This is a genomic window from Streptomyces sp. NPDC002795, from assembly GCF_042888725.1.
Taxonomy (GTDB): domain Bacteria; phylum Actinomycetota; class Actinomycetes; order Streptomycetales; family Streptomycetaceae; genus Streptomyces.
In genome coordinates this window covers 794,100-813,523 of the sequence record NZ_JBIAQB010000003.1, presented here as the reverse complement: position 1 = coordinate 813,523, position 19,424 = coordinate 794,100, and the positions used below count along the sequence as shown (strand labels likewise).

The window sequence follows — 19,424 nt, the reverse complement described above, 5'->3', positions numbered from 1 at the left end:
CCCGTTCGTACGACACGGATCGCGGCCGTACGGGGGTGTCCTTAGCGTTTCCGGCATCGAGGTGCCTGTCCCCCGTCACGCGGAACCAGTCCGCTGCCGCTCCTCGTGAACCCCGGAGGAACCCCTATGCACGCGATACGTGGCGCATCCGCCGTAGTGCTCTCGCTCAGCGCCCTGACCCTGACCGCGCCGTCGGCACACGCCTCGGACTCGGACTCCGGCTCGTTCCGGCCGAGCGTGTCCCCCACCACGATCGCTGCGGGCGGGAAGGTGACTCTGTCGGCGAGGGGCTGCGACAAAGTCACCAGAGTGAAGGCCGCCGTGTTCGAAAAGGCCGAGATCTACCCCGGCGATGGCCCCGAAACCCGCACGGTCGACTGGGACGCCGAGCAGGGGTCCGTGTACCAGGTGAAGTTCAGGTGCGGTGACCAGGACCCCGTGATGCTCAACCTCACCATCGCCACCGGCCGCCCCGACTCCACCCCCAGCCCCGTCCCCCAAGGCGTCAGGGCCGGCATCGGTGGCAGTGCCGGTGGGCTCGACCTTCAGGAGGTCGCCCTCGGTGGCGCCCTGATCGCGGGCGCGCTCGGCACCGCGTACCTCGTGGCCCGCCGCCGCACCGGCGACAAGCGCGCCTGAACCGCCCCGCCTCCCCATGTCGTACCGCCCCTTCGCAGAAGCGGACGAGGAACAGCCGAGACGGCGCGCCCCCTGGGGTGCGCTCGCGCTGGTGCTGCTCACCGGGCTCGCACTCGTCCGCAGCGGCTCGGGGGAGCTCGACTCAGGGCCGCCGCAGCCCGCCTCCGCCGCGGCCGCCGAACGGCGCTCGCCGGAGCCGGCGCGGGCGAAGGCCACCCGCCCGCTGTCCTTCTCGCCGGTCGAGCGCGTGCGGATCCCGGCGATCCGGGTCGACGCCCCCGTGACGGAGGTCGGCCTTGACACGGACGGCTGGATCGACGCGCCGCCTCCGAAGGAGGCGAATCTGGCGGGCTGGTTCTCGGGCGCGGCGGCGCCCGGCGAGCGAGGCACCGCGGTCGTCGTGGGCCACGTCGACAACGCGCGCGGCCCCGCCGTCTTCTACGGCCTGGGTTCGCTGCGCGAGGGCCACCACGTGGAGATCCGGCGCAAGGACGGCAGGACGGCCGTGTTCCGGGTCTACGGGGTCGAGGTGTTCGCGAAGTCCCGCTTCCCGGGCCGGAAGGTCTACCGCTCGGGCGCCACACCTGAGTTGCGGCTCATCACATGTGGCGGCCGCTTTTCGAAGAGCGAGGGCTACGAGGGGAACGTCGTGGCGTTCGCGCGCCTGGTGTCGACGCGCTGACGTCACACTCCGTAGGGGCGCGGCACCGTCATCCGGTATCCGGCGTCGAGCAGGCGCGGCAGGTAGCTGCGTACGGCGGTGAGTGTCTGGGAGCGGTCGCCTCCCGCGTCGTGGTTGAGGACGATGACACCGGGCGCGGCACGCCGCACGACCCGCGAGATGACCGTGGGGGCGCCGGGGTTGTCCCAGTCGAGCGAGTCCACGGTCCAGGCGAGGGGCTCCATGCCGAGTTCGGTGCCCAGCTCGAAGACGTTCCGGTTCCACGCGCCGTAGGGGGCCCGGAACCAGAGCGGCGGCTCACCGATGGTCCGCTCGACGAGCTCACTGGTGCGCTCGATCTCGGCGCGGATGCGTGTCCTGTCCAGCTTGAGGAGCAGGGGGTGTGTCCAGGTGTGGTTGCCGACGACATGCCCTTCACCGGCCATCCTGCGCAGCAGGTCGGGGCTCTCCCGCGCCCTGTCCCCGCACACGAGGAACGTCGCGCGCACGTCATACCGGCGCAGGATCCGCAGGATCTCGGGGGTGTACGCGGGGTCGGGTCCGTCGTCGAAGGTGAGTGCCATGGCGCGGTCGCCGGGTTCGGTGTCGAGGCTCAGGACGGGCGCGGTGCGCACCTTCAGGGCGGGGCGCCGCGCGCCACCGGCTCCGGCCATCGGGCGCAGCCGGTACGTGGACGGCTCGCGCACGGGGCGGGCGGGCCCGGCCGCGGGGGCCGGGGCGGCGCCCTGCCGGTCGGTTCCGGTGCAGCCGGTGAGCGCGGCCAGGCCGGCGGCGGTGAAGCCGCGCAGCAATGTGCGCCGTCCCGTGGTGTCCTGATGCTTTGTCATGATTAATGCGTGACACGGCGCGCGGGTTCCGTGCGCGGAACCACCGGTTGGGACGCGGGAAAGCACCTGATCGGCGGCTTCTCGGTTAACCTCTGCCGCGTGACCGAAGAGCAGCCTCATCAGTTCGAACGTGGCACCGACGGACCGAAAGTGATCGTCGTCGGTGTCGACGGCTCCGATTCCTCGTTCCGCGCGGCGGCCTACGCAGGGGGCCTGGCCCGCAGACAGCACGCTCTGCTCGCCGTGGTCTATGTGCAGCCCGTGATGACGGGCGGGGCCGCGCTCGGGGTCCCCGTCGCCGAGACGACGGACGAGATCGCGGAGGGGCTCATCGCGTACATCCGCGAGGCCACGGAGCGGGTCAAGGGCATATACAACGTGCGCTGGGAGTTCCACACCTTCCGCGGCGACCCGTTCAACGGTCTGGTCACGGCCGCCGACGAGTTGAAGGCGGACGCGGTGGTGGTCGGCGCCTCGGAGCAGGCGGGTCACCGCATCGTCGGCTCGGTCGCCGTACGTCTGGTGAAGGCGGGTCGCTGGCCGGTCACGGTCGTCCCGTAAACATTTCCATGGGTGCCTGGACGGCGCTGCTGTCTTCCTTCCCTGCTGTCACAGGGGCATCATGATCGGCCGTCAGCCGTCGTCGCAGCAGCGAAGAGGTGAGGTCCCCATGAACGTCCCCCCGAAGATCCCGAGAGGGCAGGGCGTACTGCGCCGTAAGCCCATCGAGCAGATCGAGGACACGGAGTCCGGCGGAAAGCTCACCCGTTCCCTCGGTCTGTGGCAGCTCACCGCGATCGGCGTCGGCGGCATCATCGGCGCGGGCATCTTCACCCTCGCCGGCACCGTCGCCAACGGCACGGCGGGGCCCGCCGTCCTCATCTCGTTCCTCATCGCGGGCATCGCGAGCGCGGCGGCCGCCCTGTCGTACGCGGAGTTCGCCGGACTCATCCCGAAGGCCGGGTCCGCGTACACGTACGGCTACGCGGTGCTCGGTGAGCTCGTCGGCTGGCTCATCGGCTGGGACCTGCTCCTGGAGTACACGGCGATCGTCGCGGTCGTCGCGATCGGCATCTCCGGCTACTTCAGCTTCCTGGTGGGCGAGATGGGCGTCGACCTGCCCAGCTGGATGCTGGGCGCGCCGGGCACCGGCAGCGGCCACAAGGTCGACCTGTTCGCCGCCGTGCTGTGTCTGCTCATCGCGTGGCTGCTGAACATGGGCATGAAGAACGCGGCCCGCTTCGAGACCTTCGTGGTCATCCTCAAGGTCCTCGTCGTACTGCTCGTCATCGGCGTCGGCGTCTTCCACATCAACTCGGACAACTACACGCCGTTCTTCCCGTTCGGCGTCAGCGGCGCGTTCACCGGCGCGGCCACGGTCTTCTTCGCGGTCTTCGGATACGACGCCATGTCGACGGCGGCCGAGGAGTCGAAGGACGCGCAGCGTCACATGCCGAAGGCGATCATCTATTCGCTCGTCATCTCGATGGTCCTGTACGTGCTCGCCTGCCTGGTCCTGACCGGCATGCAGAACTACAAGGACATCGACCCGGAGAGCGGCTTCTCGACCGCGTTCAAGTCGGTGGGCCTGGGCGGTCTCGCGGACGTGATCGCGGTGGGCGCGATCATCGGCATCCTCACCGTGATGTTCACGTTCATGCTGGGCGTCACGCGCGTGTGGTTCTCCATGTCGCGCGACGGCCTGCTGCCGAAGTGGTTCGCGAAGACCCACCCGACGCGGCACGTGCCGACCCGCGTGACGTGGATCGTCGGCGTCTGTTCCGCGCTCATCGCCGGCTTCCTGCCGATCGGCGAGGCGGCCGAACTCACCAATATCGGCATCCTGTTGGCGTTCGTCGTGGTCTGCGTCGCGGTGATCGTGCTGCGCTACCGCCAGCCGGAGCTGCCGCGCACCTTCCGTACGCCGGCCATGCCGGTCGTGCCCGCCGTGGGCATCGTGTTCTCGCTCTGGCTGATCACGTTCCTGCAGTGGCAGACGTGGGTGCGGTTCGCCGTGTGGTTCCTGATCGGTCTGGTCATCTACTTCGCCTACTCCTACCGGAAGTCCGAACTGGCCCGCACATCCGACTGATTCCGCACTGCCCGGCGGGGCTCCGCCCGTCCCGCTCACCGCACCGCTCGTCGAGGGCTTCGCCCCGCCCGCCGCAGAGCCCCGCGCGTCCCCTGGGCGCCGCGGGGCGGGCTGCGTTGCCATACGGCCATGACGACGGCGCTCACGACACCCAGGACGACGGAGAAGGACCTCGCCCAGGTCCAGCGGGAGCACGGCGGTCCGCTGTTCTCGTTCCTGCTGCGCCTGTGCGACGGTGACGCCCAACGTGCGGAGGACCTGGTCCAGGAGACGTACGTACGCGCCTGGCAGCATCCCGAGGCCCTCGACCCGCGTTACGAGTCGGTGCGGCCCTGGCTGTTCACGGTCGGGCGGCGGCTCGCCATCGACGCCCGCAGGGCCCGGCTCTCGCGGCCCGCCGAGGTGGGCGACGCCGTCCTGGAGAACGCCCGCGTGTGCGCGGACCACGCGGAGCGTTCGGCGGCCGCGCTCGACGTGCGAGAAGCCGTGGCGACCCTCTCCCCCGAGCACCGAGCCGTACTGCTCGAGGTCTACTTCCAGGGCGCCAGTGTGGCGGAAGCCGCACAAACGCTCGGCATCCCCACCGGTACGGTCAAATCCCGTGCGTACTACGCGTTGCGGGCGTTGCGGCGCGTCCTTCCGGGTTATGCGTCCGACCTGCACTGAAACCGAAGGCCGGGTCAAGCATCGGTAAAGCGCCTTGCTCCGCACCCCCTTTCCTCGGTTGAGTAATCCGCTGTCCTCCCCGGTGAGTTGAGACGGGTGGGTCCGGGGGCCGAAGCAGCACGCGGACCGGAGGAAGGCAGGAAGGCGATGCGGTACTGGAGCGATGAGGGCACGGGCGGCACGTCCGGCGCCGAGGGTGGACCGGGCGGCGGACTCGTCGTCCCCATGGCGTGGTTGTACGCGGAGTACATCGCGGACGAGTTGCTGCGGACGGGCGACCTGATGCCGCCCACGTCCTTCGAGTTCAAGGCGGGGCGTGACGCGCTCGCGCTGACGATCTTCCTGTCGGACGCGGGCGACGAACTGTCCGGGATCCGCGTCGTGTCCCAGCTGGAGAACTGGCTGTCGCTGACGGCGTACGACCAGCCGTGGCAGTCGTGGGTACGGGACCGCTTCGCGGAGCGGCTCGACCAGGACGCGGGCGCGCGGCGGCCCTCGCCCGACCTGCTGCTCGCCGAGGCGGCGTGGAGATGGCTGGAGGAGACCGAGCTGCTCGCCCCCGACCTGGACGCGGTGCCCGTGCCGGACGAGGAGGACGGACCGCAGGTGTGGACGCCGGCGTGGCAACTGGGCTTACCCCTCGGCCACTTGGCGATCTCGCTGTTCTAGGCGTCCGCGAGGGTGCCTACGGCGCGTATACGCCCGCCCGGTACTTCGGGATGCGGATCGTGATCTTCATGCCGGCGCCCTCCGCGGTCTCGATCACCAGGCCGTACGCGTCGCCGAAGACCTGGCGCAGGCGTTCGTCGACGTTCGACAGGCCGATGCCGTGTCCCTGGCCGCCCTCGCCGCGCAGGATCCCACGGAGTTCGCCGGGGTTCATGCCGACGCCGTCGTCCTCGATGACGACCTCGGCCTCGGCGCCCGCGTCGGTGGCGCCGATCGAGATGCGGCTGCGGGTGACGGCGCCCTCCAGGCCGTGCTTGACGGCGTTCTCCACGAGGGGTTGCAGGCACAGGAACGGCAGCGTGACCGGGAGGACCTCCGGGGCGATCTGCAGGGTGACGGAGAGCCGGTCGCCGAAGCGGGCGCGCACCAGCGCCAGGTACTGGTCGATGGAGTGGAGTTCGTCGGCGAGCGTGGTGAACTCGCCGTGGCGGCGGAACGAGTAACGGGTGAAGTCGGCGAATTCCAGGAGGAGTTCACGGGCCCGCTCGGGGTCCGTGCGGACGAACGAGGCGATCGCCGCGAGGGAGTTGAAGATGAAGTGCGGCGATATCTGCGCGCGCAGCGCCTTGATCTCCGCCTCGATGAGGCGGGTGCGGGAGCGGTCCAGCTCGGCGAGTTCGAGCTGGACCGACACCCAGCGGGCGACCTCGTCGGTGGCGCGGGCGAGCACCGCGGACTCGCGGGCCGCGTAGGCGACGACGGCCCCGAGCACCCGGCCGTCCGCGACCACGGGCGCCGCCACCGCCCACCGCAGCGGGCAGTCGTCGTTCGGGCAGCCGCAGCCGAACGCGGCGCTGCGGCCTCCGGCGAGCACCGGCTCGACGTGCTCCATGACGTGGGCGGCGTGGGCGTGTTCGGCGGCCCCGTCCCAGGCGAGCACCGTGGAGCGGTTGGTGACGGCGAGGGCGTCGGTGCCGAGCAGCGTACGCAGGCGGCGCGCGGACTTGCGGGCCGTGTCCTCGGTGAGGCCCGCGCGCAGCGCCGGGGCGGCGAGCGACGCGGTGTGCAGGGTCTCGAACGTCGCGCGCTCCACGGGCGTGCCGACGTCGCTGCGCCCGGCGGGGTGCGCGGTGCGCCGCCCCAGCAGGAACCCGGCGCCGAGCAGCAGCGGGCACAGGGCGATGAGGACGGCGGTGACGGTACCGCTCACGGGGCGCCTCCGGCGGTGGGGGGCTCGGGGCGGGTACCGGGCGCGGGCGGCCGGTCGCGGACCGGCGAGGCGGTGGGGAGCCCGGGGCAGGTACCGGGCGCGGACGGCCGGTCCCGGGCAGGCGAGGCGGCGGGGGGCCCGGGGCGGGTACCGGGCGCGGACGGCCGGTCCCGGGCAGGCGAGGCGGCGGGGGGCCGGTCGCGGGCCGGGGCCGAGTGTGATCGCGCGTCCGGGCACGGCGTGGCGTCCCCGTTGTGGGGCGCGTCCTTGTGCGGGTCCGTCCCCGGCCGCCCCCGCTCTACGTCCGGGCACGGCGCCGCGGCCGCGTGCTGCGTCGGGCCGTCCGTCTCCCGGCCTCGTAGCGCGCCCGCCCCGAGCGACTCCGGGAGGTGCAGCCGTGTCATGGTCGCTGTGGTGTGCGGGGGGATCGCGTCGCGTGTGGCCAGGGATCCGAGGATCATCGCCAGGAAGCCGACCGGCACCGACCACACGGCCGGCCAGGCGAGCAGCGTGTGCAGCCAGCCGGAGGTGACCGGCCCGGCCACCGTCAGCGTCACCGCCACCAGAGCCGATCCGCCCCCGAGGAGCAGGCCCGCGAGCGCGCCCGGCGGGGTGAGGCGGCGCCACCAGATGCCCAGGATGAGCAGCGGGCAGAACGAGGACGCCGACACCGCGAACGCCATACCGACCGCGTCCGCGACCGGCACCCCGTCCACCAGGAGCGCCCCGCCGAGCGGCATCGCGATCGCGAGCAGCACGGCGAGCCGGAAGTGCCGTACGCCGCGCGCCTGTAGCACGTCCTGGCTGACGACACCCGCGACCGCCACCGTCAGCCCCGACGCGGTGGACAGGAACGCCGCGAACGCGCCGCCCGCCACCAGCGCGCCGAGCAGATCGCCCGCCACGCCGTCGAGGACACGTCCCGGCAGCAGCAGCACGGTGGCGTCGGCGTCCTGGGTGGCGGTGAGTTCGGGCGCGTACAGGCGGCCGAGCCAGCCGTACACGGGTGGCAGCAGGTAGAAGAGGCCGATCAGGGCGAGGACCACGACGGTGGTGCGGCGGGCCGCGCGACCGTTGGGGCTGGTGTAGAAGCGGACGACGACGTGCGGCAGGCCCATCGTGCCGAGGAACGTGGCCACGATCAGGCCGTACGTGGCGTAGAGCGGGTGGTCGGCACGGCTGGTGGCGAGCGGCTGGCCCGCGCCGACTCCGGCGGACGGCGGGGCGAGGGTCGCGGCCTCGGGTGGCGGGGCGCCCGCGCCGTGCCAGGTCAGCACGAGGAAGAAGGCGGGCACCAGGAGCGCCGTGAGCTTGAGCCAGTACTGGAAGGCCTGGACGAAGGTGATCGAGCGCATGCCGCCCGCCGCGACCGCGAGCACCACGACCGCGGCGACGAGCGTCGCCCCGAACCAGCGGGGCGCCCCCGTGAGGATCTGCAGCGTGAGGCCCGCGCCCTGGAGCTGGGGCACCAGGTACAGCCAGCCCGCCCCGACCACGAACAGGCTGACCACGCGCCGCACCTGGCGGGATTCGAGCCGCCCCTCGGCGAAGTCGGGCAGCGTGTACGCGCCCGAGCGGCGCAGCGGCGCCGCGACGAAGACCAGGAGGACGAGGTAGCCCGCCGTGTATCCGACCGAGTACCAGAGCATGTCCGGGCCGTGGATGAGAAGCAGTCCGGCGATGCCGAGGAAGGAGGCGGCCGAGAGGTACTCGCCGCTGATCGCCGCCGCGTTGAGCCGGGGCCCTACCGTGCGGGACGCGACGTAGAAGTCGGACGTCGTGCGGGAGACGCGCAGCCCGAAGCCGCCGATGAGGACGGTGGCGAGGACGACGACGGCCACCGCAGGGATCGCGTACGCCTCGTTCACGGCGCTCCGTGGTCGGCGGGGCGGCCGCGCACGAGGTCGGCGAAGTCGCGCTCGTTGCGCTCGGTGCGGCGGACGTACCACCAGGCGATGAGCACGAGGAACGGGTAGCAGCCGAAGCCGAGGACGAGCCATTGGACGGCGGCGTTGCGCAGTGCGCCGAAGAACAGAGGCAGGGCGGCGACGGGGACGGCGAGGAGCATGAACGCGGTGATTCCGGCGCGGAGTTGGCTGCGCATGAGGGAGCGGACGTAGGCGGCGCCGAGGGTGGTCTGTTCGTCGATCTCCCATTGCGTACGGAGGCCTGCCGGGCCGGGGACCTGGCGGGGTTCGCCGGTCACGGTTTCGCGTTGGGGGTGATCGGACACGGGCGGAGTTTAAGCAGGTGGGGTGGCCTGGGGGAAGGGGTGGCTCGTGGCCTCACGGGGTACCGACTCGGGGCTCCGCCCCGGACCCCGCCGCTCAATCGCCGCAGGGGCTTGAATTGCTCGACCGGCACCGGAGCTTGAACTGCTCAATCGCCGCGAGGGCTTGATCCGCGCATCAGCAGCTCGCGGACTCGGCTTGCGTGGCGGCGGCTCACCGCGATTTCTGCCGTGCCCACCCTGACGGTCATTCCGGCTCCGTCGAGGCGGAGTTCGTCGATGCGGTGGAGGGCGACGAGGTGGCTGCGGTGGACGCGGACGAAGCCGAGTTCCTGCCAGCGTTCCTCCAGGGTGCTGAGCGGTATCCGCACCAGGTGGCTGACGCCGTCCTGCGTGTGCAGCCGCGCGTAGTCGCCCTGCGCCTCGGCGTAGGTGATGTCGGCGACGGCCACGAGCCGGGTGACGCCGCCGAGTTCGACGGGGATGCGGTCGGCGACGGTGGCCGGTGGCGTGCTGCTCGCGACGCGTTCGGTGACCCGGCTGACGGCCTCGGCGAGGCGCTCGCGGCGCACCGGTTTGAGGACGTAGTCGACGGCCTTCAGGTCGAAGGCCTTGACCGCGAAGTCCTCGTGGGCGGTGACGAAGACGACGAGCGGAGGGCGGGCGAAGCCTGCGAGGAGCCGTGCCACGTCGAGGCCGGTGAGGCCTGCCATCTGGATGTCGAGGAACAGCACGTCGATGGCGCCGTCCCCACCCTCCAGGGCCCGGCCGATGCGGCGCAGCGCCTCGTTGGCGTCGGTGGCGCCCTCGGCGCTGCGTACGCGCGGGTCGGCCCGCAGGAGGTACAGGAGTTCGGCGAGGGCGGGTTCCTCGTCGTCGACGGCCAGTGCGCGCAACATGCGGCGGAGTGTAATCGCGCGGTCGCTTGAATGAATCAGCCGCCTCCTGCGTACCCGTGGGCGACAAACGGAGGAAGGCATGTGGTCCCTGGAACGGCATCGCGACGTAGGCGCCTACGCGCTGGGGGTTCTCGACCCCGCGGAACGCTTCCGCTTCGAGGACCATCTGCCCGAGTGCGCCACGTGTGCGTCACTTGTCGGTGAACTGGCGCCCACGGCGGGCCAGTTGGCGCTGTACGCGCGGGCGACGCCGCCCTGTGTGGAGGTGCTCGCGCGTCCGGCCCCGACGTTCCTCGACCGGGCCGTGGACCGGCTCGGCGCGCTGCACCGCAGGACACGGCGCCGCCTGTGGGGTGCGGCCGTCGCGGCGGTGCTCGTGCTCGCGGCGGCGGGGCAGGGCGTCGCGCTGCTCACCGGTGTCGGTGCGGGTCCCGGGCACACGGCGACGCTGCGCGGCCACGACGCGGTGACCGGTGTGGCGGCGACCGTGACGGCGGACGACCGGGACTGGGGCACTCAAGTGGGCCTGGATGTCCGGGACCCGGGCGGTCCGCGGGTGTGCGAGCTGGTCGCGGTGGGCCGGGACGGCTCGGAGCAGACGGTGGCGACGTGGACGGTGCGCGGCGACCCGGTGGCGCTGGACGGCGGGGTGGCGGAGCGGCCCGCGGACCTCGCGCGGTTCGAGGTGCGGGCGGCGGACGGCGTCCCGCTGCTGACGCTCCCCATCCGGTGACCCGCTCCTTCAGCGGCGCCTACTTCAGCAACCGCGACATCCGCCGGTCGGCGAGCGGCTTGCCGCCCGTCTGACAGGTCGGGCAGTACTGCAACGCACTGTCGCTGAAGCTGACCTCGCGGACGGTGTCCCCGCACACGGGGCACGCCTCCCCCGCTCGTCCGTGGACGCGGAGCCCGCTCTTCTTCTCGGCCTTGAGCTTCCCCGCGGCGACCCCGCGCGAACGCTCGACGGCTTCGGTCAGCGTCGTGTGCATCGCCTCGTACAGGGTGTGCACGTCCTCGGCGCTCAGCCCGGATGTCGGTTTGAACGGGGACATGCGGGCGGCGTGCAGGATCTCGTCGCTGTAGGCGTTGCCGATGCCCGCGATGAGCGACTGGTCGCGCAGGGCGCCCTTGATCTGGCGCCGCTCCCCCTTCAGCAGGCGCGCGAAGGCCGCCTCGTCGAAGTCGTCCGCGAACGGGTCGGGGCCGAGGCGGGCGATGCCGGGGACGTCGCCGGGGTCGTGGACCACGTACACCGCGAGCTTCTTGGTCGTCCCTGCCTCCGTGAGGTCGAAGCCCTCGCCGGTCTCCAGGGCGACGCGCAGCGCGAGCGGTCCCTTGCCGGGTTTCGGCGGGCCGTCGGGGAGGCGCTCCTTCCACTGGAGCCATCCCGCGCGGGCCAGGTGCGTGACCAGGTGGGGGCCGTCCCCGGTGCTCACGTCCAGGAACTTGCCGTGCCGCGCCACGGCCGTGACCGTGCGGCCCTCCAGGGCGGTGAGCGGCGGGTCGTACGTCTTCAGGACGCTCACCGCGACCGGCAGGACGCGCACGATGTCGTGTCCCACCAGGTGCTCGGTGAGGAAGTCCTTGAGCGCTTCGACCTCGGGGAGCTCCGGCATGTCCTCCAGCCTCTCACCCGCGCCCGGGCACCACGAATTCGCACCAGACGCACTTGCCCGCGCCGCGCGCCTCGACGCCCCATACGTCGGCGAGCTGGTCGACGAGGAGCAGTCCGCGCCCCGAGACGCCGTCCTCGCCCGCCTCGCGGCGGCGCGGCAGGGCGCTGGAGGTGTCCTCCACGTCGACCCTGAGTCTTCGGTCGGCGCCGGTGAGGACGCGCAGGGTGACGATGGCGGGTCCTTCGGTGTGCATGAGGGCGTTGGTGATCATCTCGTCGGCGACGAGTTCGATCTCGTCGGCGCTCTCCTTGGCTCCCCACGCGCGGACGGCGTGCCGGATCATGTGGCGGGCGGCCGTCAGCGCCTCCGGGTCGCCGGGCGGCACGTGTTCGGTGAGCCGGGCGGCACTCTGCACCGCGCCCGCACCGCGGCGGCGCAGGAGCAGCAGTGCCACGTCGTCCTCGACGTCGCGTTCCTCGCACGACGCGACGAGCCGGTCCGCGAGCTGGTCGAGGTCGTCGGGGCCCGTGCCGATGAGCGTGGTGAGGATCTGGAGCCCGTCGTCGAGGTCGGCACCCGGCTGTTCGACGAGGCCGTCGGTGCACATGACCAGCGCCTCACCGGGGTCGAGTTCGGCGGTGGTCACCGGGTATTCGAGCCGCCCGAACTCGGCGGACAGGCCGAGCGGGAGGCCGCCCTCCACCACCAGCCTGCGGCAGTTTCCGCCGGTCAGGCGGAGCAGCGGGTCGAGGTGTCCGGCCCGGACGAGCTGGACGACGCCGGTCGACAGGTCGGCCTCCGCGTACAGGCAGGTCGCGAAGCGGTCGGTGTCGAGTTCGTGCAGGAAGGAGGAGGCGCGGGCCATGACAGTGGCGGGCGTGTGGCCCTCGGCGGCGTAGGCGCGCAGCACGATGCGCAGCTGGCCCATGACGGCGGCGGCGTGTGTGTCGTGTCCTTGTACGTCGCCGATGACCGCGCCGACGCGGCCTCCGGGCAGCGGGATCACGTCGTACCAGTCGCCGCCGATGTCCCGGCCGAGGGAGGCCGCGCGGTAGCGGACGGCGAGGTCGGCGCCCGGCACGTCGGGGATGGTGCGCGGCAGCATGGCCTGTTGCAGGCCCTGGGCGAGGTCCTTCTCCGTCTCGTAGAACATGGCGCGCTGGAGGCTCTGCGCGATGCTGCTGCCGAGCGCGACGAGGACGTTGCGCTCGGACTCGGTGAAGCCCTCGCGGTCGTGGTAGAGCAGGCCGACCGCGCCGATGGGCCGGGCCTGCGCGATGAGCGGCAGGTAGGCGGCGGACTTGATCTCCAGGTGGGTGAGGTGCGGCCACAGCTCCGGGAACGTCTCGGCGAACTCCCGGGCGGACTCGATGAAGCACGGCTTGAGGGTGCGCACGACCTCGCTCATCGGGTACGGGGCGTCGACGCGGCTGATGCCGGTGCCCGGCACGAAGCTGCCCCGCGGTCCCTCCGCGACGAGGTGGATGCGCCCGCCCTTGACAAGGCCCATGACGAAGCTGGTGGCGCCGAGATGGTCGATGCCGTGGGTGTCGCGCAGTACGTCGATGACGTCCTTGACGGTCCGGGCGTGCGCGAGGGCGGCGGTGGTCTGCTGCACGACGCTGGTCTCGCGGCGTCTGAGGGCCTGGCGGACCTCGCGCTCGGCCTGCACGGTGGCGTCGTTCAGCTCGTCGGTGGCGTCGCGCACGATGCCGACGATGCGGCGCGGCCGGCCGTTGTCGTCGCGCCGGATGTAGCCGCGGGTGTGGGTCCAGCGCATCTCGCCCTTGCGGGTGCGGATGCGGAAGTACGTTCCGTAGGTCTCGTCGCCGCTCTTGAGGGCCCGGGAGACGAGGGTGTCGAGCCGTCCGCCGTCACTGGACGGAACGCGCGAGGCGAGCGTGGCGGGGTGGTCGTCGTACTCCTCCGGCAGGATGTCGAAGACCTCGTGGGCCTGGGCGTCCATCGCCATGAGTCCTGTGTCGAGGTCCCAGTCGAAGCTGCCCATGCGCAGGCCCCGGCCGTAGGCCTCCAGAAATCCGCGTGGGGAGTCCTCCGGGCCCTCCCCGCCTGGGGCGTTCCCGGACTCCTCGCCGCCCCCGCTACCCGCGCCCATGGGCCCCACGCTAGGCCGAGCCCCCCTCGCCCGCACGTCGTGACCTGGGGCGCTTCTGACGGCGAACGGGGCACACACTGGAGGCATGGACTGGTTCGGCGCTTCGGACTACTGGCCGGCCCGCCTGGTGTTCCAGCGGGGCCTCGCGGCGCTCTACCTCGTGGCGTTCGTGGCGGCGGCGCTCCAGTTCAGGGCGCTGCTCGGGGAGCGCGGGATGACGCCGATCCCCCGGTTCGTGGCGCGGGTGCCGTGGCGGGCCGCGCCCTCGCTGTTTCGGCTGCACTACTCGGACCGGTTCTTCGCCGGGTGCGCGTGGGGCGGTGCGGTGGTGGCGGCCGGGCTGCTCGCGGGGGTGGACGGGCTGGTGCCGCTGTGGGCGGCGATGCTGCTGTGGCTGGTGCCGTGGGCGCTGTATCTGTCGATCGTGAACGTCGGCCAGACCTGGTACGGCTTCGGCTGGGAGTCGCTGCTCCTGGAGGTCGGCTTCCTGGCGGTGTTCCTCGGGAACGACGAGGTGGCGCCGCCGGTCCTGGTGCTGTTCCTGCTGCGCTGGCTCCTGTTCCGGCTGGAATTCGGGGCCGGGCTGATCAAGATCCGGGGCGACGCGTGCTGGCGGAGGCTGACCTGTCTCGACTTCCACCACGAGACACAGCCGATGCCGAACCCGCTGAGCTGGTTCTTCCACCATCTGCCGCGCCCGCTGCACCGGGTGGAGGTCGCGGCCAACCACGTCACCCAGCTGGCGGTCCCCTTCCTCCTCTTCACGCCGCAGCCGGTCGCCACCTGGGCGGCGGCCCTCATGATCGTCACCCAGCTCTGGCTGGTCGCCTCGGGCAACTTCGCGTGGCTGAACTGGCTCGCGATCGTCCTGGCGGCGTCCGCGCTCGACCTGTCCGCCCTGCACACACCTCCCGCGCTCCCCGCGGCGCCGCTCTGGTACGAGATCGTGGTCATCGCCCTCACGGCAGTGGTGGCGGCGCTCAGCTACCGCCCGGTGCGCAATCTGCTCTCCCCCCGCCAGTCCATGAACCGTTCCTACGACTCCCTCCACCTGGTCAACACGTACGGCGCGTTCGGCTCGGTCGGGCGGGTCCGGCAGGAGATCGTGATCGAGGGCACGGCCCAGGAGGTGCCGCACCCCGAATCGGGCTGGCTGGCCTACGAGTTCAAGGGAAAGCCGGGCGATCCACGCCGTCTTCCGCGCCAGTTCGCGCCGTACCATCTGCGGCTCGACTGGATGATGTGGTTCGCCGCGCTCTCCCCCGCGTACGCCAGGTCCTGGTTCGAGGTCCTGGTCGAGCGGCTCCTGGAGGGCGACCGGGACACGCTGCGGCTGCTGCGCCACTCCCCCTTCCCCGCCGACGCGCCGCCCGTGCACATCCGGGCGCGCGTGTACCGCTACCGCTTCACGACGTGGCGGGAGCTGCGGGAGACGGGGGCGTGGTGGGAGCGGACCTACGTACGGGAGTTCCTGCCGCCGACGCGGCTGAGGTAGACGCGGCGGGCGGCCTCCCCGAAGATCTGCGGGTCCGTCCCGCCGACCAACTCCCGCGCAGCGCCCACGACTTGTTGATACGTGGCCGCGAGGGTGCACACCGGCCAGTCGGAGCCGAACATCACGCGGGCGGGGCCGAAGGCGTCGATGACCGTCTCCGCGTACGGCCGCAGATCGTCGACGGTCCAGCGCGACCGGTCGGCCTCGGTGACCATGCCGGAGAGCTTGCAGAAGGTGTTGGGCAGCGCGGCGAGCGCACGGATGTCGTCCCGCCAGGGCGCGAGCTCCCCCGCCGCGATCGGCGGCTTGCCCAAGTGATCGAGAACAAAGGTGAGTTCTGGGTGCTCGGCGGCGGCCTTCACGCAGGCAGGCAGCTGGTGCGGCAGGACCAACAGGTCGTAGGCGAGCCCGGAGTCCGCGACGGCGGCAAGCCCGCGCCGCACGTCGGACCGCAGCAGCCACTCGGGGTCGGGCTCGCCCTGCACCGGGTGCCGGATGCCCACCAGGTGCCGCCCGCCCGGCAGTTCCCGCAGCTCCTCCAGGGTGTCGCGGACGCCGGGCCAGGTCAGGTCGGTCCAGCCGACGACCCCCGCGACGAGTTCGCTGCGCTCGGCGAGCGCCAGGAACTCGGGCGTCTCCTCGGCGACGGGCACCGTCTGCACGAGCACGGTGGCGTCGACACCGGCCGCCCGCAGTTCGGGGGTCAGCTCGTCGAGGGTGAACGTGCGGCGGATCGGGGCGAGTTCGGGGCCGGTGATCCAGTCCTGGTCGCGTACGGAGAGGTCCCAGACGTGATGGTGCGCGTCGACGATTCCGGGTGTCACGGCAGCTCCCATGCGACGGGCAGTCCGGCGTCCGCGCCTTCGGCGGAGTAGTCGTGGGCGACGTCGAGGAGTTCGTCCATGCGGGCCTGCCAGGCGATGTTCACGGGCAGCTTGTCGAGTTCGGCGAGCATGCGGGCGTAGTCCTCGCATTCGATGACGTGGAACAGGTCGGTTCCGCTGCGCCAGATCGTCCACTGCCGCGCGCCAGCCGCGCGGATCGCGGTGACGAGTTCTTCCGGTACCTCGCGGTGGGCGGCCTCGTACTCGTCGATCAGGTCGGCGCGGACCTTGGTGTGCAGGGCGATTCTCACGCGTACGGCTCCTGTTCCGAGGGGACGGGCACGTCGGCCGCCAGGAGGTCCCGGTCGCGGGCCTCCTGCCAGAACGCGGCGGGCACCTTCGCGGTGAACTGCCGCACGGTGTCGGTGACTTCGGCTGCCGAGCGCGTCCCGACGAGCACGCTGGTGACACCTGGATGACCGAACGGGAAGGCGAGCGCGGCGGCGCGCAGGGTGGTGCCGTGGCGCTCGGCGAGGTCCTTCAGCCGCCGGGCGCGGGAGAGGAGCTCTGGCGGGGCGACGGCGTAGTCGAACGTGCCGCCCTCCCGGGGATCGGCGAGCAGCCCGGAGTTGAAGACGCCGCCGATGACGACGGAGACACCGCGTTCGGCGGCCGAGGGCAGCAGCTCGTCCAACGCGCGCTGGTCGAGCAGGGAGTAGCGGCCCGCACAGAGCACCACGTCCACGTCCGTGTCACGGACGAAGCGGGTGAGCATCGCGGACTGGTTCATGCCCGCGCCGATGGCGCCGACGAGCCCTTCGCCGCGCAGCCGTTCCAGCTCGGGGTATGCCTCGCCGAAGGCCTCCTGCGCGTGGTCGTCGGGGTCGTGGAGGTAGGCGACGTCGATGCGGTCGACGCCGAGCCGGCCGAGGCTCTCCTCGATGGACCGGCGCACCCCGGCCGCGCTGAAGTCCCACACGCGTCGCGTCGCGGCGGGCACATCGAAGCCGTCGGCGCTGTCGTCGCCGCCTCCGCCATCCGGTTCGAGGAGCCGGCCGACCTTGGTGGACAAGGTGTACGAGCCCGTGGGCCGGGTGCGCAGGTACGCGCCGATCCGGCGCTCGGACAGGCCGAGGCCGTAGTGCGGCGCGGTGTCGAAGTAGCGCATGCCCGCGTCCCAGGCCGCGTCCAGGGCGAGGTGCGCCTCCTCGTCACGGACGGGCGTGTAGAGGTTGCCGATGGCCGCGCCGCCGAAACCGAGTGCGGTGACCGGGACGTCGCCGCGGCCGAGTGTGCTGGTGCGCATGCCGGTCACTGTTCCACGGGGCGAAGCCGCAGCCCCTGCATGCCGCCGTCCACGGCGACGGACGTGCCGGTCGTCGCGCCGGACAGGGGGCTCGCCAAGTGGGCGATGGCGCCCGCGACCTCGTCCGCCGAGACCAGGCGCCCGGTGGGCTGGCGGGCTTCGAGGGCGGCGCGTTCGGCGGCCGGGTCGTCGGCCTTGTCGAGGAGCCGGCCGACCCAGGGGGTGTCGGCGGTGCCGGGGTTGACGCAGTTGACGCGGATGCCCTCGCGTATGTGGTCAGCGGCCATGGCGAGCGTGAGGGACAGGACGGCGCCCTTGGACGCCGCGTACAGGGCCCGCTGCGGCAGGCCCGCCGTGGCGGCGATGGAGCAGGTGTTGACGATCGCCGCGTGCTCGGAGGCCCGGAGCGTGGGGAGCGCGGCGCGCGCGACGCGCACCATCCCGATGACGTTGACGTCGAGGACCCGGTGCCATTCGGCGTCCTCGTTGTCGGCGACGGTTCCCTGGGCGCCGATGCCCGCGTTGTTGACGAGTACGTCGAGGCCGCCGAGGTCGCCGGTCGCCGCGGCCACGGCGGCCCGCACGGCGGCGTCGTCCGTGACATCGGCGGCGTACCCGCGCAGTGGCTTCTCCACGTCGGTGATGTCACGGTCGAGCACAGCGACGTCGGCGCCGCGCGCGGCGAGCAGTTCGGCGGTGGCCCGGCCGATGCCGGAGGCGCCGCCGGTGACGAGGGCCTTCAGGCCCGTGAAGTCCTGAACACTGTGGACGCGTGCCTCGCTCATGCGGCGGCTCCGTTCGGGTCGGCGGATTCGGGTACGTTCGTGGCGAGGTCCTTCACCCAGAACTCGCCGTCCGGGTAGGTGAATTCGGCGATGGACGAGGCGTGCATCGTGGCGGAGAAGCCGGGGGCCGTCGGGGCGGCGTAGTGACCCTGGTGGACGACGACGGGGTCGACGAAGTGCTCGTGCAGATGGTCGACGTACTCGATGACACGGTCCTCGGTCGTCCCGGTCAGTGCCACGAAGTCGAACATCGACAGGTGCTGGACGAGTTCGCACAGGCCGACGCCACCCGCGTGCGGGCACACGGGGACGCCGAACTTCGCGGCGAGCAGCAGGATCGCCAGGTTCTCGTTGACCCCGCCGACGCGCGCGGCGTCGATCTGAAGGATGTCGATGGCGCCGGCCTGGAGGAGCTGCTTGAAGACGACGCGGTTCTGCACGTGTTCCCCGGTGGCGACCTTGACCGGAGCGACGCCCCGGCGGATCGACGCGTGCCCCAGGATGTCGTCCGGGCTGGTGGGCTCCTCCACCCAGTAGGGCTCGAACTCGGCGAGGGCGTTGGTCCATTGGACGGCGTCGCCGACGTTCCAGCGCTGGTTGGCGTCGATGGCCATACGGATGTCGGGGCCGACGACCGCGCGGGCGGTGCGGCAGCGGCGGATGTCGTCGTCGAGGTCGGCGCCGACCTTCAGCTTGATCTGGGTGAAGCCGTCGGAGACGGCCTGCCGGGCGAGGCGGGTGAGCTTCTCGTCGCTGTAGCCGAGCCAGCCGGGCGAGGTGGTGTAGCCGGGGTAGCCGCGCTCGACGAGACGCGCGGTCCGGTCGTCGGCCCCCTGCCGCCCCGCCCGCAGCAGCTCCAGGGCCTCCTCCGGGGTGAGGGCGTCGGCGATGTACCGGAAGTCGACCTGGGACACCAGCCACTCGGGGTCCGCCTCGGTGAGGAGCCGCCACAGTGGTTTGGCGGCGCGCTTGGCGGCGAGGTCCCAGGCCGCGTTGACGACGGCGCCGATCGCCATGTGCATCACGCCCTTCTCGGGCCCGAGCCACCGCAGTTGGCTGTCGCCGATCAGGTCGCGGTTGAGGCTGCCGGGGTCGCCGCACAGTGTGTCGAGCGGGCGGCCGACGACGTGGTGGCTCAGCGCGCGGATCGCGGCGACCTGGACGTCGTTGCCGCGCCCGATGGTGAAGGTGAAGCCGTGCCCCTCGTGCCCGTCGGGGTCGTCGGTGCGCAGCACGACGTACGCGGCGGAGTAGTCGGGGTCGGGGTTCATGGCATCTGAGCCGTCCAGCTCCCGTGAGGTCGGGAACCGGATGTCGTACGTGTCGACGGCGGTGACGCGGGGCGGTGTCGAGGACAACGGGGTGCCT

20 protein-coding genes are annotated in these 19,424 nt (G+C 72.0%); 8 read left to right on the top strand and 12 right to left on the bottom strand.

Annotation, left to right across the window (positions count from 1 at the left end):
• Positions 1-126 precede the first annotated feature (126 nt).
• Both ACFYWS_RS13085 and ACFYWS_RS13080 read left to right on the top strand, forming a co-directional pair.
• Complete coding sequence (locus ACFYWS_RS13085; RefSeq protein ID WP_389273944.1) at positions 127-639, top strand: hypothetical protein; 513 nt, start codon at positions 127-129, stop codon at positions 637-639.
• A gap of 16 nt (positions 640-655) precedes the next feature.
• Positions 656-1,321, top strand: coding sequence for a class F sortase (locus tag ACFYWS_RS13080; protein ID WP_389273941.1), 666 nt, complete (start codon positions 656-658; stop codon positions 1,319-1,321).
• Positions 1,322-1,323: 2 nt separating this feature from the next.
• On the opposite strand, the gene ACFYWS_RS13075 is transcribed toward ACFYWS_RS13080, so the two are convergent.
• On the bottom strand, positions 1,324-2,148 hold the full coding sequence (locus ACFYWS_RS13075) for a polysaccharide deacetylase family protein (RefSeq protein WP_389273938.1): 825 nt from the start codon (positions 2,146-2,148) through the stop codon (positions 1,324-1,326).
• A 99-nt stretch (positions 2,149-2,247) separates the two neighbouring features.
• On the opposite strand from ACFYWS_RS13075, the gene ACFYWS_RS13070 reads away from it, so the two are divergent.
• From ACFYWS_RS13070 to ACFYWS_RS13055, 4 genes are all read left to right on the top strand, one after another.
• On the top strand, positions 2,248-2,709 hold the full coding sequence (locus tag ACFYWS_RS13070; protein ID WP_389273935.1) for a universal stress protein: 462 nt from the start codon (positions 2,248-2,250) through the stop codon (positions 2,707-2,709).
• A 109-nt stretch (positions 2,710-2,818) separates the two neighbouring features.
• Complete coding sequence (locus ACFYWS_RS13065; protein WP_389273933.1) at positions 2,819-4,240, top strand: amino acid permease; 1,422 nt, start codon at positions 2,819-2,821, stop codon at positions 4,238-4,240.
• 129 nt (positions 4,241-4,369) lie between these two features.
• A complete protein-coding gene (locus ACFYWS_RS13060; RefSeq protein WP_389273930.1) occupies positions 4,370-4,906 on the top strand; it encodes a sigma-70 family RNA polymerase sigma factor in 537 nt (178 codons plus the stop codon).
• Between the two features lie 147 nt (positions 4,907-5,053).
• The gene (locus ACFYWS_RS13055) at positions 5,054-5,575 is read left to right on the top strand and encodes a hypothetical protein (protein WP_389273927.1); all 522 of its coding nucleotides are present in this window, start codon (positions 5,054-5,056) and stop codon (positions 5,573-5,575) included.
• A gap of 16 nt (positions 5,576-5,591) precedes the next feature.
• On the opposite strand, the gene ACFYWS_RS13050 is transcribed toward ACFYWS_RS13055, so the two are convergent.
• The 4 genes from ACFYWS_RS13050 to ACFYWS_RS13035 form a co-directional block, all read right to left on the bottom strand.
• Positions 5,592-6,785 carry a sensor histidine kinase gene (locus tag ACFYWS_RS13050; RefSeq protein ID WP_389273924.1) on the bottom strand — a complete coding sequence of 398 codons (1,194 nt, stop codon included), beginning with the start codon at positions 6,783-6,785 and terminating at the stop codon, positions 5,592-5,594.
• Entirely contained in the window at positions 6,782-8,653 is a 1,872-nt protein-coding gene (locus tag ACFYWS_RS13045) for a cation acetate symporter (RefSeq protein ID WP_389273921.1), read from the bottom strand. The genes ACFYWS_RS13050 and ACFYWS_RS13045 overlap by 4 nt, the downstream gene beginning before the upstream one ends.
• Positions 8,650-8,991, bottom strand: coding sequence for a hypothetical protein (locus ACFYWS_RS13040; RefSeq protein WP_389274135.1), 342 nt, complete (start codon positions 8,989-8,991; stop codon positions 8,650-8,652). The genes ACFYWS_RS13045 and ACFYWS_RS13040 overlap by 4 nt, the downstream gene beginning before the upstream one ends.
• Positions 8,992-9,164: 173 nt before the next feature.
• Positions 9,165-9,914: a LytR/AlgR family response regulator transcription factor gene (locus ACFYWS_RS13035; RefSeq protein ID WP_389273918.1), complete on the bottom strand. Its 750-nt coding sequence runs from the start codon at positions 9,912-9,914 to the stop codon at positions 9,165-9,167.
• 79 nt (positions 9,915-9,993) lie between these two features.
• On the opposite strand from ACFYWS_RS13035, the gene ACFYWS_RS13030 reads away from it, so the two are divergent.
• Positions 9,994-10,647: a zf-HC2 domain-containing protein gene (locus ACFYWS_RS13030; protein ID WP_389273915.1), complete on the top strand. Its 654-nt coding sequence runs from the start codon at positions 9,994-9,996 to the stop codon at positions 10,645-10,647.
• A 19-nt stretch (positions 10,648-10,666) separates the two neighbouring features.
• On the opposite strand, the gene ACFYWS_RS13025 is transcribed toward ACFYWS_RS13030, so the two are convergent.
• Both ACFYWS_RS13025 and ACFYWS_RS13020 read right to left on the bottom strand, forming a co-directional pair.
• Positions 10,667-11,530: an Fpg/Nei family DNA glycosylase gene (locus ACFYWS_RS13025; RefSeq protein WP_389273912.1), complete on the bottom strand. Its 864-nt coding sequence runs from the start codon at positions 11,528-11,530 to the stop codon at positions 10,667-10,669.
• A 13-nt stretch (positions 11,531-11,543) separates the two neighbouring features.
• Positions 11,544-13,646, bottom strand: coding sequence for a SpoIIE family protein phosphatase (locus ACFYWS_RS13020; protein WP_389273909.1), 2,103 nt, complete (start codon positions 13,644-13,646; stop codon positions 11,544-11,546).
• An 85-nt stretch (positions 13,647-13,731) separates the two neighbouring features.
• On the opposite strand from ACFYWS_RS13020, the gene ACFYWS_RS13015 reads away from it, so the two are divergent.
• A complete protein-coding gene (locus ACFYWS_RS13015; protein WP_389273906.1) occupies positions 13,732-15,141 on the top strand; it encodes a lipase maturation factor family protein in 1,410 nt (469 codons plus the stop codon).
• Here the strand turns inward: ACFYWS_RS13015 and ACFYWS_RS13010 are convergent.
• Genes ACFYWS_RS13010 through ACFYWS_RS12990 form a run of 5 tightly spaced genes read right to left on the bottom strand, consistent with a single transcriptional unit; the run spans position 15,102 to position 19,414 of the window.
• Positions 15,102-15,977 carry an amidohydrolase family protein gene (locus tag ACFYWS_RS13010; RefSeq protein WP_389273903.1) on the bottom strand — a complete coding sequence of 292 codons (876 nt, stop codon included), beginning with the start codon at positions 15,975-15,977 and terminating at the stop codon, positions 15,102-15,104. The two genes, ACFYWS_RS13015 and ACFYWS_RS13010, sit on opposite strands and share 40 nt — an antisense overlap.
• Positions 15,962-16,276, bottom strand: coding sequence for an L-rhamnose mutarotase (locus ACFYWS_RS13005; RefSeq protein ID WP_389273900.1), 315 nt, complete (start codon positions 16,274-16,276; stop codon positions 15,962-15,964). Before ACFYWS_RS13005 ends, ACFYWS_RS13010 begins: the two co-directional genes overlap by 16 nt.
• Positions 16,273-17,271, bottom strand: coding sequence for an aldo/keto reductase (locus ACFYWS_RS13000; protein ID WP_389273897.1), 999 nt, complete (start codon positions 17,269-17,271; stop codon positions 16,273-16,275). The genes ACFYWS_RS13005 and ACFYWS_RS13000 overlap by 4 nt, the downstream gene beginning before the upstream one ends.
• A gap of 5 nt (positions 17,272-17,276) precedes the next feature.
• Entirely contained in the window at positions 17,277-18,056 is a 780-nt protein-coding gene (locus ACFYWS_RS12995; RefSeq protein ID WP_389273894.1) for an SDR family NAD(P)-dependent oxidoreductase, read from the bottom strand.
• Positions 18,053-19,414 (bottom strand): L-fuconate dehydratase, encoded by a 1,362-nt coding sequence (locus ACFYWS_RS12990; protein WP_389273891.1) that lies wholly within the window; start codon positions 19,412-19,414, stop codon positions 18,053-18,055. The genes ACFYWS_RS12995 and ACFYWS_RS12990 overlap by 4 nt, the downstream gene beginning before the upstream one ends.
• Between the last annotated feature and the right edge of the window lie 10 nt (positions 19,415-19,424).

Excerpts from the sequence above, each read along its gene's own strand:
- ACFYWS_RS13085 (WP_389273944.1), top strand. The coding sequence starts at position 127 with ATGCACGCGATACGTGGCGCATCCGCCGTAGTGCTCTCGCTCAGCGCC.
- ACFYWS_RS13080 (WP_389273941.1), top strand. The coding sequence starts at position 656 with ATGTCGTACCGCCCCTTCGCAGAAGCGGACGAGGAACAGCCGAGACGG.
- ACFYWS_RS13075 (WP_389273938.1), bottom strand. The coding sequence starts at position 2,148 with ATGACAAAGCATCAGGACACCACGGGACGGCGCACATTGCTGCGCGGC.
- ACFYWS_RS13065 (WP_389273933.1), top strand. The coding sequence starts at position 2,819 with ATGAACGTCCCCCCGAAGATCCCGAGAGGGCAGGGCGTACTGCGCCGT.
- ACFYWS_RS13060 (WP_389273930.1), top strand. The coding sequence starts at position 4,370 with ATGACGACGGCGCTCACGACACCCAGGACGACGGAGAAGGACCTCGCC.
- ACFYWS_RS13055 (WP_389273927.1), top strand. The coding sequence starts at position 5,054 with ATGCGGTACTGGAGCGATGAGGGCACGGGCGGCACGTCCGGCGCCGAG.
- ACFYWS_RS13035 (WP_389273918.1), bottom strand. The coding sequence starts at position 9,914 with ATGTTGCGCGCACTGGCCGTCGACGACGAGGAACCCGCCCTCGCCGAA.
- ACFYWS_RS13030 (WP_389273915.1), top strand. The coding sequence starts at position 9,994 with ATGTGGTCCCTGGAACGGCATCGCGACGTAGGCGCCTACGCGCTGGGG.
- ACFYWS_RS13025 (WP_389273912.1), bottom strand. The coding sequence starts at position 11,530 with ATGCCGGAGCTCCCCGAGGTCGAAGCGCTCAAGGACTTCCTCACCGAG.
- ACFYWS_RS13020 (WP_389273909.1), bottom strand. The coding sequence starts at position 13,646 with ATGGGCGCGGGTAGCGGGGGCGGCGAGGAGTCCGGGAACGCCCCAGGC.
- ACFYWS_RS13015 (WP_389273906.1), top strand. The coding sequence starts at position 13,732 with ATGGACTGGTTCGGCGCTTCGGACTACTGGCCGGCCCGCCTGGTGTTC.
- ACFYWS_RS13010 (WP_389273903.1), bottom strand. The coding sequence starts at position 15,977 with ATGGGAGCTGCCGTGACACCCGGAATCGTCGACGCGCACCATCACGTC.
- ACFYWS_RS13000 (WP_389273897.1), bottom strand. The coding sequence starts at position 17,271 with ATGCGCACCAGCACACTCGGCCGCGGCGACGTCCCGGTCACCGCACTC.
- ACFYWS_RS12995 (WP_389273894.1), bottom strand. The coding sequence starts at position 18,056 with ATGAGCGAGGCACGCGTCCACAGTGTTCAGGACTTCACGGGCCTGAAG.